The sequence below is a fragment of the Mycetocola sp. TRD_SC_2 genome, from assembly GCF_055361225.1.
Genome location: NZ_CM143954.1, coordinates 2,404,893 through 2,423,619, shown reverse-complemented (window position 1 = coordinate 2,423,619; position 18,727 = coordinate 2,404,893). Strand labels below are relative to the sequence as shown.

General features: G+C 65.0%; 12 protein-coding genes. All 12 read left to right on the top strand.

Annotation, left to right across the window (positions count from 1 at the left end):
- The first annotated feature begins 168 nt into the window (after positions 1-168).
- The gene (locus ACWA1Q_RS11660) at positions 169-5,436 is read left to right on the top strand and encodes an Ig-like domain-containing protein (protein ID WP_463757523.1); all 5,268 of its coding nucleotides are present in this window, start codon (positions 169-171) and stop codon (positions 5,434-5,436) included.
- Positions 5,437-5,482: 46 nt separating this feature from the next.
- Positions 5,483-6,451 (top strand): AAA family ATPase, encoded by a 969-nt coding sequence (locus ACWA1Q_RS11655; RefSeq protein WP_463757522.1) that lies wholly within the window; start codon positions 5,483-5,485, stop codon positions 6,449-6,451.
- 20 nt (positions 6,452-6,471) lie between these two features.
- Positions 6,472-7,842, top strand: a complete 1,371-nt coding sequence (locus tag ACWA1Q_RS11650) for a DUF58 domain-containing protein (protein WP_463757521.1) — start codon at positions 6,472-6,474, stop codon at positions 7,840-7,842.
- Entirely contained in the window at positions 7,839-10,379 is a 2,541-nt protein-coding gene (locus ACWA1Q_RS11645) for a transglutaminase TgpA family protein (RefSeq protein ID WP_463757520.1), read from the top strand. Before ACWA1Q_RS11650 ends, ACWA1Q_RS11645 begins: the two co-directional genes overlap by 4 nt.
- A complete protein-coding gene (locus ACWA1Q_RS11640; protein WP_463757518.1) occupies positions 10,376-11,047 on the top strand; it encodes an FHA domain-containing protein in 672 nt (223 codons plus the stop codon). Before ACWA1Q_RS11645 ends, ACWA1Q_RS11640 begins: the two co-directional genes overlap by 4 nt.
- A 3-nt stretch (positions 11,048-11,050) precedes the next feature.
- Positions 11,051-11,593, top strand: a complete 543-nt coding sequence (locus ACWA1Q_RS11635) for a hypothetical protein (RefSeq protein WP_463757517.1) — start codon at positions 11,051-11,053, stop codon at positions 11,591-11,593.
- A 19-nt stretch (positions 11,594-11,612) separates the two neighbouring features.
- Positions 11,613-12,251 (top strand): spermidine/putrescine ABC transporter substrate-binding protein, encoded by a 639-nt coding sequence (locus tag ACWA1Q_RS11630; protein ID WP_463757516.1) that lies wholly within the window; start codon positions 11,613-11,615, stop codon positions 12,249-12,251.
- A gap of 101 nt (positions 12,252-12,352) precedes the next feature.
- Complete coding sequence (locus ACWA1Q_RS11625) at positions 12,353-13,831, top strand: hypothetical protein (RefSeq protein ID WP_463757514.1); 1,479 nt, start codon at positions 12,353-12,355, stop codon at positions 13,829-13,831.
- Between the two features lie 264 nt (positions 13,832-14,095).
- Positions 14,096-14,470 (top strand): 30S ribosomal protein S12, encoded by a 375-nt coding sequence (gene rpsL / locus ACWA1Q_RS11620; RefSeq protein WP_090712265.1) that lies wholly within the window; start codon positions 14,096-14,098, stop codon positions 14,468-14,470.
- Positions 14,470-14,940: a 30S ribosomal protein S7 gene (gene rpsG / locus ACWA1Q_RS11615; RefSeq protein ID WP_121672420.1), complete on the top strand. Its 471-nt coding sequence runs from the start codon at positions 14,470-14,472 to the stop codon at positions 14,938-14,940. Before rpsL ends, rpsG begins: the two co-directional genes overlap by 1 nt.
- A gap of 90 nt (positions 14,941-15,030) precedes the next feature.
- Positions 15,031-17,145, top strand: a complete 2,115-nt coding sequence (gene fusA, locus ACWA1Q_RS11610; RefSeq protein WP_463757513.1) for an elongation factor G — start codon at positions 15,031-15,033, stop codon at positions 17,143-17,145.
- A 143-nt stretch (positions 17,146-17,288) separates the two neighbouring features.
- Positions 17,289-18,482, top strand: coding sequence for an elongation factor Tu (gene tuf, locus ACWA1Q_RS11605; protein ID WP_463757511.1), 1,194 nt, complete (start codon positions 17,289-17,291; stop codon positions 18,480-18,482).
- Positions 18,483-18,727: the final 245 nt, after the last annotated feature.

Below are 18,727 nucleotides of genomic sequence, written 5' to 3'. Positions count from 1 at the left end.
TGACCCCATAGACCCTCTCGTGGCGGTTTTTCGGGTCGCTAGTGCAATCTCGCGTGGCGCCGATCCCATGCATTGCCATGAAATGCCCGTTACCCCGGCGTGTTAGCGTAGAGCGCCGGACAGGGGTGTCCGCTTTTTACTGTGTAGTACTCGTGGGGGGACGACAGCGTGCTGAGCTGGCTCAAGGGACGCAAGGTCACGGCATCCGTCGTCGCACTCTCTGTCCTCGTAGCCGTCCCCGTCACCGTCGCCGTGCTGCACGAGGGGTTCCCGGTCACCGACGTCGACCTCAGCGCGCGGGATGTCTGGGTCACCAACGGCACCGAACTCATGGCCGGGCGCCTCAACCGTCAGATCGAAGAGCTCAACGCTTCGGTCGCCACTGTCTCCAACGACATCGACGTTCTGCAGAACGGTGAGAACGTGCTGCTCCACGACCGCTCGGCGTCGAGCGTCGAGCGCATCGACTCGGCATTCACGACCCTGATCGAGCGCGCAGACCTGCCGCCGAACGCCGAACTGTCGCTCGGAAACACCACCCTCTCGATCCTCGAGCCAGACAGCGGCGAGCTCTGGGTGACGCCGACGGCCGATGAGCTCCGCTTCTCGACCATCGACACGGAGCCGATCACGAAGCTTGGCGACAACGCGAAGGCGGTCGTTTCAAGCGAAGGCACCCTGTTCGCGGTATCCGCCGAGCGCAAGAAGCTCTACGCCTTCCCGCGTGCCGGTGGCGACCCCACCATCACCGACCTGCCCGCGCTGACCGAATACCAGTTGACGGCGGCGGGGGAGCAGGCCGTCATTCTCGACCTCGAGAAGAACCGCATCGTGACGGATGCCGAGAACTCCATCGCGCTCCCCGATCAGGGCCTCAAGATCCAGCAGGTGAGTGCGACCGGGGGTGAGGTGATCGTCGCCACCGGGTCCTCGCTCTTGCGTGCCCGGCTCAACAACGACACCCCGCAAACCATCAAGGCCAACATCACCAACGCCGTGACGAAGCCGCGCGAGATCTCCTCACCCGTGAACCTCAACGGCTGCGCCCACGGCGCCTGGTCGGGCGCGAGTGCCTATCTCGCCGTCTGTGGCGACGCATCCCCGTCGCGGCAGGCGATCGAGCCACTCGCCGAGGGTGCCACCCTCGAATTCCGGGTCAACCGCAACGTCATCGCGCTCAACAACCTGCAGACCGGCGAGGTGTGGCTCGTCGACGCCAACATGCGTCTCGTCAAGAACTGGGAAGAAGTCACTCCTCCCCAGGAGGAAGACGGCGAAGAGGGTGACGAGAAGGCGTCGACGCAGTCCTTCGAAGACACCCTCGCCGACCGCACCGAACAAAACCGTCCACCGATAGCGCGCGATGACGACCTCGGTGCGCGTCCAGGCAAGAGCACCATTCTCCCCGTGCTCGACAACGACACCGACCCGGACGGCGACGTCCTCACCATCGGGCGTAACCTCCAGGGCCTCGCGCCCGAGTCCGGCACCATCGAATTCATCGACGGCGGCCGTGCCCTTCAGTTCACCCCAAACCCGGAACAGAAAGCCGGAACCGTCTCGTTCCGCTACTCCGTCTCCGACGGGCGCCCGGGTGGCGTCGCCGAAGCCAACGTGAGCGTCACGATCATGCCCGCCGAGGCGAACAGCGCCCCGGTCGAGCAGCGCAAGGGTGCTGTCTCGGTCGAGGCGGGCCAGTTGATCACCTACAACCCGCTCATCGACTGGCGAGACCCCGACGGCGACGACGTCTTTCTGCAGTCAGCGGCATCCGACACCGGTGACCAGGTCCGGTTCTCCCACGACGGATTCGTCACGGTCACCCACACCTCAGGGCAGCTCGGCCCGCGCGACATCGTCTACGTCGTCTCTGACGGAACGGAGACGGCATCCGGAACCTTCACCGTCGACGTCAAACCGGCCGGGACCCTCAATCCGGTCGGTACCCCCGACCACGTCGAAACCTTTGTGGGCGAACCGGTCGAGGCATTCCCGATCGCGAACGACCTGTCGACCAACGGTGCGCAGCTCTCACTCCTTGGCGCTGAAGCGCTGGCCGGTGGGCTTTCGGTGACCATGAAGCCCGACACCAACTCGATGCAGATCGTCTCGGGCAAGACCGGTACCTATTACATCCAGTACACCGTCGGCGCCGGTCCGGCGACAAGCATCGGGATGCTCCGGGTCGACGTCAAGGACGTTCCCGAGAAGGTGCAACCCCCGATCGCGGTGCACGACACCGGGTATCTGCGCCCCAACGAGCCGACCGTGATCAACGTGCTCACCAACGACGTGTCACCGAGCGGCAAGGTCCTCGCCATCCGTTCCCTCGACATCCCCGAGGAAGCGCGTGTCCTCTCCATCGAGGTGCTCAACTCGTCCGTCGTTCGGGTGACCTCGAGCGCCGCGGTGACCGAACAGCTGCAGTTCAGCTACACCGTCTCCGACGGCGAAAACGAGACCGTCTCCACCGTCGCCATCGTTCCGGTTCCGCCGCTCACCCGGCACCAGGCTCCGATCGCCTCCGACGACTCGGTCACCGTCCGCGCCGGGGACATCGCGAGTGTGCCCGTACTCGACAACGATGTCCACCCCGACAACGCGGTCATGACTCTCGCACCGGAACTCGCTGAGCCCGTCACAGGCGGACTTGCTTTCGTCTCCGGTGACCGGGTGCGGTACCAGGCACCTCGCGAACCCGGCGTGTACACCGCCACATACGCGGTCACTGACGACTTCAAGCAGAAGGATGTCGCGACCGTCACGTTCACGGTCGTCGCAGCCGACGAGGACGACAATCAGGAGCCCGCTCCAAAGACGCTGACCGCACGCGTGTTCGCCGATTCCCAGGTCACCGTCAATGTGCCGCTCGACGGCCTGGACCCCAACGGTGACTCGGTCGTGTTCGACGGTCTCGCGAGCGCCCCGGCCTACGGCAGCGTCGTCGAATCCGACAGCACGAGCTTCACCTATCGGGCGGCTCCCGGATCAGCCGGCACCGACGTCTTCAGTTACAAAGTCAAGGACGTCTACGGCGCAACGGCCCTCGGGGTCGTCCGGATCGGTGTTATCGAGCGCCCGGATCAGGACTCCCCGCCGATCGCGGTCGACGACACGATCGAGGTCCAGCCTGGCCGGGTCGCGACGGTTCCGGTGCTCGGAAACGACTCCGACCCCAACGGCTACATGATCGAAGTGAGCAAGAAGCTCAAGGACGTGCCGGACGGCATCGTCGCCAAGGTTCGCAACAAGAATGCTGTCGAGATCGAGGCGCCTGACGAAGAGACCAGCTTCGTCGTCCGCTATGAGATCACCAACGGCCAGGGCGGATTCGACACCGCTTTCGTTCAGGTGCGGGTCACCGAGGACGCGACGATCGCCCCTCCAACGGCGATCGATCACCTCGTCGAACCCGAGGACGTCGTGGGTGAGAAGTCCATCGACATCGACGTCACCAAGGGTGCGAACAACTCGGGTGGCCGGGTCGATGACCTCGAGATCTCTGTCGAAGGTCCTAACGAGGGCAGTGCCCAGTTGCTTGACAACGGACTGGTGAGGGTGACGCTCGGGGATGCCCGGACGGCCATCGCCTACCGGCTCACCAACACTGCCGACGACCTCAGCACTGCTGCGTTCATCGTCGTGCCGCCGTTCTCCGATGGCCTTCCGCCGCGGATCAAACTCAACCTGCCCACGCAGTACGTCGACATGAACGAGACGAAGGCGTGGAAGCTTTCCGACATCGCCGAGTCTCCGTCCGGCAAAGACATCCAGATCACCGACGCCAACACGGTGAGTGCGATCAAGAGCGACGGAACCCCGAACTTCGTCGACGACCAGACGCTGACATTCACCCCGTTCCTCGACTACCGCGGACCGGCGAGCATCACGTTCGAAGCGTCAGACGGATCGAGCACGGGCGTCGCGATGCTCGTCCTGCCCATCATGGTCGGCGACCCGGAGCAGAAGGACGTCCCCCCGACGTTCACGCCTCCTGAGCTCACGGTTGAGGCAGGCGAGCCGGCCCAGACGATCGACCTGCGGCAGTCGAGCGACCACCCGAACCCCGACGTCCTGTCTGCATTGAGCTACAGCGGCCTCACTGCCGCAACCGGCGGGATCGAGGCGGGGCTCTCCGGCTCGACCCTGACCGTGTCAGCGCCGCTCGGTGTGCAGCCGGGAACCGCCACAACTCTCAACTTCACGATCACGTACAAAAAGTTCACTGTGCCTGGCACCGTCCACGTTCGGGTGGTGTCGTCCTCGCGGCCGATGCCCTCCGCCGTCGATGACTCCTTCCCCGACGGTCGCTCGAGCAAGCCCGTCACACTCAACGTGTTGCAGAACGACTTCAACCCGTTCCCTGACACGCCCCTCAAGATTCTCTCCGCCGACGTCAGCAACGGCGCGAACGCAACAGTGAGCATCAGCGGACCGAACCTCATCATCACGCCTGGCCCAAACAAAACACAGCAAATCAGCATCATTTACAAGATCGAGGATGCGACGAAAGATCCCAACCGGCACGCCCAGGGCCGTGCGGACGTCATGGTGACGAGCGCACCGGACCGTCCGCTGGCACCGACGCTGGTCGCAGAGGCGGATCGTATCCGAGTCACCATCAACCCGTCACCGTCGAGTAACGGCGCTGCGATCACCGGTTACACCGTGACGCGAACGGGAGGAGGCGGGAACGTCGTCCAGCAAGGGCAAGCCGGTAACGTCCTCTCCTTCGCCGGTACGAACGGCACCACATATACATTTACGGTGGTCGCGACGAACAAGGTCGGCGATAGCGAGACGTCGCCCTCTGCGTCGGCAACGTCCTACGGAAAGCCCAGTGCGCCGACGGGCGTCACCTTGGTGCATGACGGAAGCTACGCCAAAACAGCGCTCACTCTCCAGTGGGGACGCCCGGCAGATACCGGTGGAAGCATCACAAGCTACAACTGGGAGGTAAATGGTGCTGGGAGTGGGAACGTTACCGGTACCTCGACCAGAACGAACCAGGTTGACGCCGGAACGTACAACAAGGGGCGGGTGCAGGCCTGCGGGCAGGGCGGTTGCGGCGCGTGGGGACAGGTATCGAATAGCGTGACGGTCGAGAACGTACCACCGCCTCCGCCGCCGAACCCACGGATCACGGACGTCTACGGGACCGATGGCCCCCAGACGCGGAACGACCCCTCCGGTCGGCCGGTGTCCAACACCTACCTCGTGGCCTTCTCATGGGCTGACTACCAGGGGGGATCCTTCAACATCACCCCGCAGTACTGCAGCGGTGGCAACTGGTACGACGTCTCTCGCACCTACAGCGTTCCGATGAATGGCACCGGGTCACACAAACTCACCGCTTTCGCACAAGTGCAGCTTGCCTCGTGCGGTATCCGGGTCCTCGTCAACGGAACCCCCAGCGACGGATACTCCTTCCCCTGATCGGCTTCCGGTTCACCAGATTTCCTCCCCAACGAAAGAGACAGCAGTGTCAGTAACGCAAGAACAGACAGAGTGGTTCGCCGGGGCATTCGATTCCCTCGTGTCAAACGTCGGCCTGGCGATCCTGGGCAAGGAAGAAACGATCAAGCTCGTTCTCGCCTCCATGCTCTCCGAGGGTCACGTGCTGCTCGAGGACTTCCCCGGCACCGGTAAGACGGTGCTGGCGAAGGCACTCGCGAACACGCTCGAGGGAACGAACTCGCGCATCCAGTTCACCCCAGACCTGCTGCCGTCAGACGTCACCGGTGTCACCATCTACAACCAGTCGACCAACAAGTTCGAGTTCCACAAGGGCCCGATCTTCGCCTCGGTCGTGCTCGCCGACGAGATCAACCGCGCAAGCCCGAAGACACAGTCCGCTCTCCTCGAAGTGATGGAAGAGGGTGTCGTCACCGTCGACGGCGAAAGCTACCCGGTCGGCAAACCGTTCATGGTCATCGCCACCCAGAACCCGGTCGAGCAGGCCGGAACCTACAAGCTCCCCGAGGCGCAGCTCGACCGTTTCCTCATCAAGACGTCGCTCGGTTACCCCGACCGCACCACCGCCGTGGACCTGCTGCTCGATTCAGCGAACCGCTCGCGTGCCGCGCAGATCAACCCGATCATCGGCGGCGCGTCCCTCACCGCCATGTCGCAGCTGGCATCGGCTGTTCACGTCGACCGCTCGGTGATGGAGTACATCACCGACATCGTGCACGCCACCCGGGCCCACAAGGACATCGCTCTCGGCTCGAGCATGCGTGGCGGTCTCGCCCTTGCCCGCATGATCAAAACCTGGGCGCTCGCCCACGGTCGCGCATACGCCACCCCCGACGACGTCAACCAGCTCGCCGTTCCTGTGCTCGCACACCGGCTCATCGTCGACGCCGAGAGCGAATTCGCCGGCGTGCGTGCCGAGGATGTCGTCGCGGGCATCCTCGTCGACCTCCCCGTTCCCGCGTACCGCGCAGCCTGAAACCGAGCCCCCGAAACCCGATGACCACCGCAGTCACCAGCGAGCCCGATGAGGCGCTGCTTGTCGACCCGCAAACGGATGCGACGCCCGCCTCGCCGGAGCCGGTCGCGACACCTCGCGCCGGTCGCTCCGCGACCGTCGCTCGTCTGCGCCAGGTCGGGCGGAAGTCCGGTGCGCCGTTCACCTGGCTCTGGGGCATCGTTTCGTCGTGGGGTGTCTGGCTGGGGCGCACGATCTCGCCCTACCTCGCGGTCGTTTCCGGTCTGGGTGCTCTCGTGCTTGCAAGTGCGATCGTCGCACTCGTCGCCGGGCTCATCCTCGGCTGGGCAGAACTCACGGTCGTGTCGATCGCCCTGTTCGCCGCCCTCGCCGTTGCCGCGCTGTTCCTCATCGGACGCGCGACCTACGCAGTCGACATCGCGCTCAACCCGCGAAGGGTCACAGTGGGGGAGCGGGCGATCGGGCGCGTGCTCGTCACCAACACTGGCAAGAAGGTGTCGACCGCCACGACACTCGAGGTTCCCGTCGGTGAGGGTCTCGCCGAGTTCTCGATCGGGGCGCTTGCACCGGGGGCTGAGACCGAAGAGCTTTTCGCCGTTCCGACCAACCGCCGTGCCGTCATCCTCGCCGGCCCCGCGGTCTCCGTCCGTGGTGACCAGCTCGGCCTGTTCCGCCGTGCCGTGCGCTGGACCGACCGGATCGAACTGTTCGTGCACCCCGTCACCACCCGGCTGCACCCGACGGCCGCTGGCCTCGTCCGCGACCTCGAGGGCCAGGTCACCAAGAAGATCACGAACAACGACATCTCCTTCCACGCCCTCCGCGCCTACGTCACCGGTGACGATGTGCGATACGTGCACTGGAGGACCTCCGCCCGCACCGGGCAGCTCATGGTGCGTCAATTCGAGGAGTCGCGCCGCAGCCAGCTGACCATCATTCACTCGAGCGATGAGCGGTATTACGCCGACGACGCCGAGTTCGAACTGGCGGTGTCCGTCACGGCATCCATTGGGGCGCAGGTGATCCGCGACGGCACCCAGATCAGCGTCGTCACCGAGGGCAGGATCCTTAAGACCCACTCGGTCACCTCGCTCCTCGACGACAGCTGCCGCGTCGAGAAAATCGTCGCATCGACGGCGACGCCGCGCGAATTCGCCCGCGAGTCCACGAAACGCCTGCCGCCCCCCAGCGTCGTCGTCATCGTCGCAGGGTCGGCAATGGATGCTCCGGATTACCGGGCGATCCAGCGGTTGTTCGGCGGAGAGACGAACGTCATCGCGCTCCGCATCGAGCACGGCTCGCGGCCGCGCGTGCAGGATGTCGCCGGGCTGTCGATCGTGACGATCGGTGCACTCGGCGACCTGCCCCGCGTGATGGCGAGGGCGGTATGAGCGACGCCACCGGGCAGAAGCCGCCCCGCGCAGCGCGGCAGCCGAAGGAGCCGAAGGCAGCGAAGGCGCCCAAGGCAGCCAAGCAGCCGAAGGCACCGAAGCAACCGAGACAGCCGTCTCCGAAGCTCGAACGCGGCACAGTGACTCCCGCCAGCTGGCGCGACCTCGCCGTCATCACGGTGCTCTCCGCCCTCGGCATCTGGGGATTCGCACCCGCGTTCAGCGATAACGGGTACCTGCTCGCCGGGCTCGGCGGTCTGGTCGTCGGCACCGGCGCGGCCTACCTCTCGCACCTGTTCCGCCTCAATGCATTCTTCACCGGGCTCGGTGCGATCGCGCTGTACTTCCTCCTCGGCAGCGCGCTCGCGATGCCCGGGTACGCGCTGTTCGCCGTTCTGCCGAGCCTCACGACCCTTCGCGGTCTCGCTCTCGGCGCGGTGTTCGGCTGGAACGACATGCTCACCCTCGCCGCACCGGTCGGCGCTCCCGACTACATCACGGTGCTTCCGTACGCTGCGGCGTGGCTCGTCGGACTGGTGTCGACCGTTCTCGTGCTTCGCTGGCTCCCGCGCAAGGACCGCTCGGCCGGTCGCCTCGCCGTTCTGCTTCTCGGCCCCCTCGCGCTGTACCTGCTCAGCGTTCTCTACGGAACCGGCACGCCGTTCCTCGCCGTCGTGCGCGGCATCGCCTTCGCCGTTCTTGCCCTGCTCTGGCTGGGCTGGCGGCGCGGAACAGCGACCAACGCGAGCCTCCAGCAACGCCGCGGCATCAACCGGACCAAGCTGGTCGGGAGCGCCATTGTCGCGGTGGCAGCGATCCTCGTCGCAGCGGTCGCCGGCTCGATCCTCGTCCCCGCGCCCGAGTCGAGGTTCGTGCTCCGTGATGAGGTCGTGCCCCCGTTCGACCCCCAGGACTACCCGAGCCCGCTGAGCGGGTTCCGCAAGTACACGAAGGATCTGGGCGACACCGAGCTGTTCTCCGCGACCGGGCTGACGGCATCCGACCGAATTCGTCTCGCCGTCATGGACAGCTACGACGGGCGATTGTGGGATGTCTCCGGCGCCGCGCAACAGACGGACGGCTCCGGTTCCTTCCGCCTGGTCGGCGACGAGCTGCCCACACCGGACCTGCTCGATTCCTCCGCCGGGCGATCGGTGACCATCACCGTCGACGGCTACTCAGGGGTCTGGCTGCCGGTCGTCGGTTATCCGGAGACGATCAGCCTTCCGACGGAACCGACCGATACCACCCAGGACCTGCGCTATAACGCTGAGACTGCGACGACCGTCATCACGTCCGGTGTCGAAAAGGGCTACGGCTACAGCTTCACCTCGAACGTGCAGGATGAGTTCAGCGACGACGCGCTCGGTAACGTCCCCGTCGCAACAGTCGAATTGCCTCTCGTCGAGCGGGTGCCGGACGTCGTTGCGGCAAAGGCCGCCGAATACGTCGGCAGCGCCGCCAGCCCCATCGACCAGCTCCGTGCCATGGAGCAGGCCATCAAGATCAACGGCTTCCTCAGCCACGGACTCGCCTCAGACAGCGTGCCGTCCCGCGCCGGCCACGGGGCCGACCGGATCGAGGAACTCTTCACGCGCAATCAGATGATCGGCGACGAGGAGCAGTTCGCGGCGGCGTTCGCCCTCATGGCCCGGTCGCTCGGCTACCCCGCCCGAGTGGTGATGGGTTTCGCGCCTGAGGGTACGGAAGAGGGCGAGCCCGTCACCGTCACCGGCGACGACGTCACCGCCTGGGTCGAGGTTCCGTTCGACGGTGTCGGCTGGGTGAGCTTCACCCCGACTCCTGACGAGAAAGAGATCCCCCAGGATCAGAACCCCAAACCCAAGACGGAACCGCAGCCGCAGGTGCGTCAGCCACCGCGGGCGGAGAAGCCCGACGACGACCTGCTCACCGAGGTCGACATCAACGACAGTGAAGACGAGGAGAAGAACGACGACGCCTTCACCGTTCCGCTCTGGGTCTGGATCCTCGCCGGTGCCATCGGCATCCCGCTTCTCCTCTATTTCGTGCCGCTCGCCATCGTCGCCGCGATGAAGAGACGACGGATGCGACGCCGCCTCGAAGCGGGGACGGCCGACGCACGCGCAGCCGGTGCCTGGGACGAACTGCTCGACCGATACGCCGAGGTCGGCTACGTACTGCCGGAGACCGGAACCCGCCGGATGATCGCCCTGAGCCTCGGCGGCCAGGTCGAGTCCCTTCGAGCGCCAGGAAACGAGACGGATGCTTCCGTCGAGAGCCCGGGAGGGCTCGCCATTCTCACCCGCCTTGCTCGCGGCACGGACGAGGCCGTCTTCGCCGGCAGGGATGCCTCCGAGGAGCACATCGACGAGCTCTGGCAGACGACGACATCCTCGACCGGTGCCGCAGCCGCGGAGGTAGGCTGGTGGCGCCGACAGAAGAGCAGGTTCCGGATTCATTCGTCGAGAACGGTCACGGAACGGCTCACCGCTCCCGGCACCAAACAACGGGGTCGCGCGAGAACGCAAAGCCAGACGGACAGAGGGACGAAATGACCGACGACGGCGTCACCGAGTGGAATGGACACGCGGTTCCTCCGCGCCCCCCGCTTCCTGTTCCGCCGGCTGATCCAGCTCCTTCCATCCCGGCGCCGGAGCCGGCCCAGGCCCCGGACGCCACGGCGTCGGCTCGCCCGGCTCCGACGGTGCGCAAGATCGGCATGCCGCCGGGCATGGAACCTGCTCTCGACACCGTTCCGTCATCGGATCATGCCGTCCCCATTCCGGTAGCCAAACCGGAATTCGGGCTCGCCCCGATCCCGACGCCGACCGGCGGTATCCGGAACGAGCCGAGCGCTCCCGTCACCGCCCCCGCGCCGGTCGCAACCCCGCAGCGAAACCCGCGCCTCGTCCTGCCGGACGGGCAGGTCCTTCCGCTCGATCACGGCATCATCGTCGGCAGGGACCCGCAACACCAGGACGGGTACGGCGTGACCGAACGGGCAACACTCCACGATGTCGAACGCAGCGTCTCCAAGACCCACGCGGTGCTTGGCTTCTCGGACGGCCGGGTCTGGGTGCTCGACCTCAACTCGACGAACGGAACCGTCCTCATCGACGAGGACGGCGCCGAAACCCTCTGCACTCCCGAGGTCGCGACCCCCCTACCAGCGAACGCTGATGTGCGCTTCGGCGAGTATCGCGTGCGCATCACCTTCGACTGACCCATGTTGGATCCCAGCCAGGGAATGCGCGACCCGGGCCGGCCGGCATCCTTTCCCTACGTTCTGATCGCGTTCGCCGCCGTGCTCTACTTCGCCCTCGTGGTGTGCGCGTTCGGTTTCGTCAGCCTCCTGACAGACACCGACGTGGTGACCCAGGCGGATGCCGGCCCGCTCGTCGGCCCTTTCGCCACAGCTTCCGCCGTGGTGACCGTTCTTCTTTACCTGCTGGGAATCGCCCGGCGGTTCGAGCGGGAACAGCGCATCGCCATCCACTCACGGGCGGGAGACCCGGTGAAGCTGCCCCTCGGGCGGGCGGTCCTGATCGGATTCGTGACTTGCGTCGTCTACGTACTCGCTGGAGCGTTCGCCTACTCGGTGGCCACTGCGCAACTGTTCACGATCGTCATGTTCGCGGCCGGTTCCGCCGTGAGCTGGTACGGCCTGTCCGTCGGCGTCCTCGCGGCGGGAATCGCCGCCCTGTACATGCTCGTTCTCGCGAGCGGCGGGGAACATCCGGCGCGTCCCTTATGGCCGTGGGAGCGGTAGGGCGAGTACTCTCGGAGTCATGGACCGGTCGCTCGACACCCGAGTGAGCCAGGCAGTCGACGCGTGGCTGCGCTGGCTGCCACGCTGGCAACCCTCCACCCACAGGGGCAGGACGAGGCTCTGCCGGCGCTGCTTCGGCTCGCCCATCATGGCCGCCGTCGGGCTCGACCACGATGTGCCGCATGCCGTCCAGCACGGGCTGTCGACCCGGATCAAAGCCATCGTCGATGACATCGTCGACGATTACACCCAGCGGAATCTCCCGCTCCTCCAGCGCGAGCTGCACGAGGCCGACCTGCGGCGGGCACGCCAGTACCGGCCCGAGAAGGGGCTCGACCCCGAATTCGACGGGCTGCCGGTGGACCCCGAGCCTGTTCCGGGTGAACCGTACCTCTTCACCCTTGCCGGCCTCGCCGGTGACGAACCGGCCGACGACGAGGAGCTGCCGGTCCCTCTCACCGAAGACGAAAAGGCAGCTCTCCGCACCGAGATCCGGCTCGCTGACGAGTGCGCGATTCACGCGGGCAAACTCGTGTGCATCTCCGTTGAGACGCACCGGGAACGCATCCAGGCCGCCGTCGCCCTCTACGTCGAGCCGCAGATCGAGGCGCTGCTCGCCGATCTGACGCTCGAGCTGGACTCGCCGCCGTCGTGGTGACACGCGGCATCCGCTCCGGTGGGTAGTTCTGCCCCTATGGCTGGGGTCGGGCGGGTCGCTAGGGTATGGCTACAGCCTGCAAACCGACAACGGGGGACCGCATGACGAACGACAACGACGGACAGCAGCCCAACGGACCGTGGGGGGAACCCCCGGTGAACCCGCCAGCTGCCCCGCCGGTTCCCCCGAACCCGTTCTCGCAAGTGCCACCGGCCCAGCAGCCGCCGGAGAACCCGTACTCCCAGCCGCAGGTCGCGCCGGAGCAGCAAAACCCGTACACGCAGCAGCAGCAACAACAGCAGCCGCCATACGCCCAGACTCCGCCGAACCCGTACTCCCAGAACGCATCCGGCCAGCACCCGACGGGTGAGCAGCCGCCGGTCGCTCCGAACCCTTACAGTCAGGGCCAGCAGTCACCGGGTGCATACGGGCAGAACCAGCAGGCCGCCCAGCCGCAGAACCCATACAGCCAGGCGCAGCCGACGGCTTCATACCCGCCGTCCGCGCAGCCGACAGCCGCGTACCCTGCAGGAGGCTCGGCGCAGACCGAGGCCTACCCGCCCATGGGCGGTCAGCCCCCTCTCGGCCCGACTCCGCCGAAGAAGAAGCGCAGCAAAGCGCCCTGGATCGCCGGCGGCGTCGTTCTCCTGCTTCTCATCGTCGGCGGCATCGTCGGCATCAACCTCGGCAACGCCGCGCATGCCCCCCACCTCCCGGTGGCGGCTTACCTCGACGCCCTGAAAAAGGGCGACGCCGAGGGTGCGTTGAAGCTCGCGAAGGTCAAGGTTGACAAGACGGACCTGCTGCTCACAAACGAGGCGTACAAGAACGTCGAAGACAGGATCACCCGCTACACCATCGGCGAATCGAGCGTCTCGGATGAGACGGCAACCGTCGAAGCCTCGATCACGCAGGGCGGCGAGAAGTACGACACCGAGTTCACTCTCACCAAGACAGGTAAGGACGCCGTGCTCTTCGACGTCTGGGAGCTCGACGCACCCCCCATCGGGACCGTCGCGGTCAGCGTTGCCGCACCCGAGGACGCGGTGGTCGAGGTTGCCGGTCTGGATGCCACCTCGGCGCTGGCCGAGGGCGCGGCTGAGCTGCGCGCACTGCCAGGCACCTACTCCGTTGCCCTCGGCGGAGACGGCGAGTTCTTTGAGGCTGAGCCGGCCAGTGCCTCTGTCATCGGCTTCACAGCAGACACCGTCGAAGCGGAACAGCTCGCTGTGGCCCTCACTGAAGCCGGTACGACGGCGGCAACGGATGCCGTGAACACCTGGCTCGACGCCTGCATCGCCTCGAAGGAGCTCGCGCCTGAGGGCTGCCCGTTCTTCGCGACGAACCCGCGAAACTACAAGCTTTCCAACATCGTATGGACGGTCACGAAGCCGACGTTCACGGTCGGTGAGTACAGCGCAGGCGGATGGTCGGTCACGAGCGACACGGACGGAACCGCCAAGGCGACAGCCTCCGCTGAGGGAGCAGGCACGACCACCAGCGGCGAGCTGCCGTTCGACATCGCCGGAGTCGTCGAAGGATTCTCTGACAACGGGGCGATCTTCGTTCCCACCGTGTGACGCCATTTGACCGCGATCTACCCAGCGGATAGAATTCATGAGGTGTGTGCTTTGTCACGCTTCGGATTCGTGCCTTCGGGCGCGTCGAGGGGCTTGAGAACTTCACCACATCGGGCCGGATAGCTCATGCGCCGGCCCCCACGGCATACCCACCACTTTCAGCAACGCTCTTCTGCGCTGCCGGTGGGTCCAGATGAACTCGCCTCGCGCGAATGCTAGCAAAACATTGCAGCTGTCACCGTGCAGCAAAAACAAGGAGAAGTAGTGCCAACTATTCAGCAGTTGGTCCGTAAGGGACGCACGCCGAAGGTCGTCAAGACCAAGGCCCCCGCCCTGAAGGCCAACCCCCAGCAGCGTGGCGTATGCACCCGTGTGTACACCACCACCCCGAAGAAGCCGAACTCGGCGATGCGCAAGGTCGCTCGTGTGAAGCTCTCCAACGGCACCGAGGTCACCGCCTACATTCCCGGTGAAGGCCACAACCTGCAGGAGCACTCGATGGTCCTCGTCCGTGGCGGACGAGTGAAGGACCTCCCGGGTGTCCGTTACAAGATCATCCGCGGCGCGCTCGACACGCAGGCCGTGAAGAACCGCAAGCAGGCCCGGAGCCGCTACGGCGCCAAGATGGAGAAGAAGTAATGCCTCGTAAGGGACCAGCACCAAAGCGCCCCGTCGTCGCAGACCCCGTCTACGGCGCACCGATCGTCAGCCAGCTCGTCAACAAGATTCTTGTTGACGGCAAGAAGGGCCTCGCCGAGCGCATTGTTTACAACGCACTCGAAGGCGTCGCTGCCAAGAACGGCCAGGACGCCGTCGTCACCCTGAAGAAGGCACTCGACAACGTGCGCCCGACCCTCGAGGTCCGGTCGCGCCGCGTCGGTGGCTCCACCTACCAGGTGCCCGTCGAAGTCAAGCCTCACCGCGCCAACACCCTCGCGCTCCGCTGGCTCACCAGCTACGCCAAGGGTCGCCGCGAGAAGACGATGACCGAGCGTCTCACCAACGAGATCCTCGACGCATCAAACGGCCTCGGTGCCGCGGTCAAGCGCCGCGAGGACACCCACAAGATGGCCGAGTCGAACAAGGCCTTCGCTCACTACCGCTGGTAGCCGCGATCGGATGCTCCGGAGCGTTTACCCGTTTCGGAGCATCTGCGCCGCCTGTTCGACCAATCCACACTCAACTTCCTGGAGGAACCCGTGGCACTTGACGTGCTCACCGACCTGAACAAGGTCCGCAACATCGGCATCATGGCGCACATCGATGCCGGTAAGACCACCACGACTGAGCGCATCCTGTTCTACACCGGCGTCAACCACAAGATCGGCGAGACCCACGACGGTGCCTCCACGATGGACTGGATGGAGCAGGAGCAGGAGCGTGGCATCACGATCACCTCAGCTGCGACAACCTGTTTCTGGGGCGACAACCAAATCAACATCATCGACACCCCCGGTCACGTCGACTTCACCGTCGAGGTGGAGCGTTCGCTCCGCGTCCTCGACGGCGCTGTCGCAGTGTTCGACGGCAAGGAGGGCGTTGAGCCCCAGTCCGAGACCGTCTGGCGCCAGGCCGACAAGTACGACGTCCCGCGCATCTGCTTCGTCAACAAGATGGACAAGCTCGGCGCTGACTTCTACTTCACCGTCGACACCATCATCAAGCGACTCGGTGCCAAGCCCCTCGTGATCCAGCTCCCCATCGGTGCTGAGAGCGAGTTCGAGGGCGTCGTCGACCTCGTCGAGATGCGCGCGCTCACGTGGCGTGGCGACTCGAAGGGTGATGTCGAGATGGGTGCCAAGTACGCCATCGAAGAGATCCCCGCCGACCTCGTCGAAAAGGCAGCTGAGTACCGCAAGCTCCTCCTCGAGACCGTCGCCGAGACCGATGACGCACTGCTCGAGAAGTACTTCGGTGGAGAAGATCTCACCGTCGCCGAGATCAAGGGCGCAATTCGCAAGCTCACCGTGAACAGCGAGATCTACCCGGTCCTCTGTGGCTCGGCATTCAAGAACCGCGGTGTGCAGCCGATGCTCGACGCAGTCATCGACTACCTTCCGAACCCGCTCGACGTTCCGGCAACGGAAGCGCGCGACCCGCGTGACGAAGAGAAGATCATCCTCCGTCACCCCGACGCGGCCGAGCCGTTCGCTGCTCTCGCGTTCAAGGTTGCCGTTCACCCGTTCTTCGGTCGTCTGACCTATGTTCGGGTCTACTCGGGCCGTCTCGACTCCGGCGCTCAGGTCATCAACTCGACCAAGGGCAAGAAGGAGCGCATCGGCAAGATCTTCCAGATGCACGCGAACAAGGAGAACCCCGTTGATTTCGTGACCGCAGGTCACATCTACGCGGTTATCGGTCTCAAGGACACCACGACGGGTGACACTCTGTGCGACCCGAACGCACAGGTCGTCCTCGAGTCGATGACCTTCCCCGAGCCCGTCATCTCGGTTGCGATCGAGCCGAAGACGAAGCAGGACCAGGAGAAGCTGGGAACAGCCATCCAGAAGCTTGCAGAAGAAGACCCGACGTTCCGCGTCGAGCAGAACCAGGAGACCGGCCAGACCGTCATTCACGGTATGGGCGAGCTGCACCTCGACATCCTCGTCGACCGCATGAAGCGCGAATTCAAGGTTGAGGCGAACGTGGGCAAGCCCCAGGTCGCCTACCGTGAGACGATCCGTCGCGCGGTTCCGAAGCACGACTTCACTCACAAGAAGCAGACGGGTGGATCGGGACAGTTCGCGAAGATCCAGTTCGGCCTCGAGCCGATGGAAATGTCTTCAGACAAGATCTACGAATTCGACAACAAGGTCACGGGTGGTCGCATCCCCCGTGAGTACATCCCCTCCATCGATGCCGGATTCCAGGACGCACTCCAAGTCGGAATCCTCGCCGGTTACCCGCTCGTCGGTGTGAAGGCGATCCTGCTCGATGGAGCAGCCCACGATGTTGACTCGTCTGAAATGGCGTTCAAGATCGCTGGATCGATGGGCTTCAAGGAAGCCGCACGCAAGGCCGACCCGGTTCTTCTTGAGCCGCTCATGGCCGTCGAAGTGCGTACTCCCGAGGAGTACATGGGCGACGTCATCGGCGACATCAACTCTCGCCGGGGACAGATCCAGTCGATGGAGGATGCTTCCGGCGTCAAGGTGATTGCCGCGAAGGTCCCGCTGTCGGAGATGTTCGGTTACATCGGTGACCTGAGGAGCAAGACCTCCGGCCGCGCCGTGTACTCGATGACATTCGAAAGCTACGCGGAGGTTCCGAAGGCAGTAGCCGAGGAAATCATCCAGAAGAGCAAGGGCGAGTAATCGCCCTGCGGCGGGGGAGGGTCAGGAGCCTCTCCTGTGCAATCCCCTGCCGCAACCTAGTAACATAAACACACAAATCCCCGTAGCTGCCCGGTTGCAAACCAGTGCCCGGTTTCGCTACATCAGTCCTGAGGAGGACCATAGTGGCTAAGGCCAAGTTCGAGCGGACCAAGCCGCACGTAAACATCGGTACCATCGGTCACGTCGACCACGGCAAGACCACGCTGACCGCCGCCATCTCGAAGGTGCTTGCTGACAAGTACCCCTCGGCGACGAACGTCCAGCGTGACTTCGCGACGATCGACTCGGCACCGGAAGAGCGCCAGCGCGGTATCACGATCAACATCTCCCACGTCGAGTACGAGACGCCCAGCCGTCACTACGCTCACGTCGATGCACCCGGCCACGCCGACTACATCAAGAACATGATCACCGGTGCCGCACAGATGGACGGCGCAATCCTCGTGGTTGCAGCTACCGATGGCCCGATGGCCCAGACCCGTGAGCACGTTCTGCTCGCGAAGCAGGTCGGCGTTCCGTACCTCATGGTCGCGCTCAACAAGTCCGACATGGTCGAGGACGAAGAGATCCTTGAGCTCGTTGAGCTCGAGGTTCGCGAACTTCTCTCCAGCCAGGGCTTCGACGGCGACAACGCTCCCGTGGTTCGCGTTTCCGGCCTCAAGGCGCTCGAGGGCGACGAGAAGTGGGTCAACTCGGTTCTGGAGCTCATGCAGGCCGCAGACGACAGCATCCCGGACCCGGTCCGCGACAAGGACAAGCCGTTCCTTATGCCGATCGAGGACGTCTTCACGATCACCGGTCGTGGAACGGTCGTCACCGGTCGCGCCGAGCGTGGAACCCTCCCGATCAACTCCGAGGTCGAAATCGTTGGCATCCGCCCGACGCAGAAGACCATCGTCACGGGTATCGAGATGTTCCACAAGCAGCTCGACGAGGCATGGGCCGGCGAGAACTGTGGTCTCCTGCTCCGCGGCACCAAGCGTGAAGACGTTGAGCGCGGCCAGGTTGTCGTCAAGCCGGGTTCCGTTACCCCTCACACCAACTTCGAGGGCACGGCATACATCCTGTCCAAGGACGAGGGTGGGCGTCACAACCCGTTCTACGCGAACTACCGCCCGCAGTTCTACTTCCGCACCACGGACGTCACCGGCGTCATCACGCTGCCTGAGGGCACCGAGATGGTCATGCCTGGCGACACCACCGAAATGACCGTTGAGCTGATCCAGCCCATCGCCATGGAAGAGGGCCTCGGCTACGCAATTCGTGAGGGTGGCCGCACCGTCGGTGCAGGCACCGTCACCAAGGTTCTCAAGTAACTCCTGAACCTGTAGCTCCGTAAGAGGGCCCGGCCGAAAGGCCGGGCCCTTTTTCGCGCCTGCGTCACCACCCCGAACTGGGGGAGCGCGATGCCCCACAAAAGGATGTGAAGGATCCTCAGGTCTGGCAGGGTGGAGTCAGCCGTGACACACCCCCTCGGTCACGACCACCGGCGGCCCCACCCCCTCAGGGGCCGCCGGCTGGGGGAAGTCCAACCGGCGCGCTGTGGACGCCCAGGCAGAGC